General features: G+C 76.5%; 1 protein-coding gene and 1 pseudogene. Both read right to left on the bottom strand.

Annotated features, from left to right (window positions below; translation table 11 throughout):
- Positions 1-239 (bottom strand): annotated as a pseudogene (locus QH283_RS23110) (hypothetical protein); the annotation flags it as partial.
- Positions 240-279: 40 nt separating this feature from the next.
- On the bottom strand, positions 280-1238 hold a 959-nt coding region (locus QH283_RS23105; RefSeq protein WP_280505042.1), incomplete at its 5' end, for a LuxR C-terminal-related transcriptional regulator.

Below are 1238 nucleotides of genomic sequence, written 5' to 3'. Positions count from 1 at the left end.
CGGCCCGGGGCGGCCGCGCGGGGGGCGCCGGGGTGGCCCGCGGGATCGCCGCGCCGGCCCACCAACCCGTTGTGGGGGGGCCCCCCGGCCGGGGGGGCGGGGCCGCCGAGCACGGTGTCGCCGTCGTCGGACATGTGCAGCACGCACTCGCGTTCGATGTAGTGCAGTTCGCCGACGTCGGTCAGGACGGCGGCCGTGCAGCCGTCGTCGGCGACTCGCAGGCCCACCCCTGTGGCCATCACATCCCTCGCTTCGGCGTCGATTCGGCGCGCGCGGACCTCACACGAGCAGCGACCCGTGTCCCATGGCGCGGAGCATCGACAATAACTCCGAGCGCGACCTGGCACCGATCCGACGTCTGATGCGGGCCACGTGGTGTTCGACGGTCTTGGCCGAGATGTAGAGCCGCGCGCCGATCTCGCGGTAGGTCAGCCCGAGCAGCACGAGTTCGGCCACCTCGCGCTCGCGCTCGCTGAGCACGGCGGGCTCGGCCGCACGGGGAGCCCGGGTGCGGCGGACGGCTCCGCCCGCCGGGACAGCGGCGGGCTCCTGCGGCTGTGCCTTGGACCGCACCCCTCGAGCGGTCTTCAGCAACGCGGTCGCGGTGGCCGAATCGTCCGCGGCGAGCGCGGCCTCGCTGGCCAGCCGGGCGGCGTCCCAGATCATGCCCGCCTCGGACAGTCCGGCGACGGCCGAGGAGACCGCGGCCGGGTCCACCTCGCCGCGCAACACGAGCACCCAGGTGCGGCCGGCGTCGGCGAGCACGGCGGCGTGCCGGTCACCGGCCTGGGCGGCCTGCTTGAGCGCGTGCGCGGGCGGCAGCAGCTCGTCGGGTCGCTCGCGGGCGATGGCGGCCTGCACGGCGTACCAGTGGAAGGCGTTGGCCCAGGCGGGCGGGTCGCCGAGGCGGCGCAGGACCGCCTCGGCGGCCTCCACCAGCGGGCGGACCCTGGCCTCGTCGTCGAGCCTGATACCCGCGAGCAGCAGCTCGCCGACCGGGAGCACGGTGAGCAGGTCGGCGTCGACCTCGTCCAACAGCGGACGGGCCGCCCGCCACGCCCTGGCCAGCGCGCTGTGGGCGCCCGCGCGGCGGGCGAGGCCGACGGCGACGCCGTGCGCGAGCAGCTGGTCGCGCCGGTCCAGCCGGGTGAGGTCGACGGTGGCCAGGGTGCGGGCGGCGACCTTCTCGTTGCCGCCGAGCATGGCGGTCCAGGCGGCGAGCACGGTGAGCTGCGGGG

It is taken from the genome of Nocardia farcinica (genome assembly GCF_029867845.1).
GTDB lineage: Bacteria > Actinomycetota > Actinomycetes > Mycobacteriales > Mycobacteriaceae > Nocardia > Nocardia farcinica_A.
Note: the sequence above shows the minus strand (reverse complement) of the source record. Positions and strands in the feature narration are given on the sequence as shown.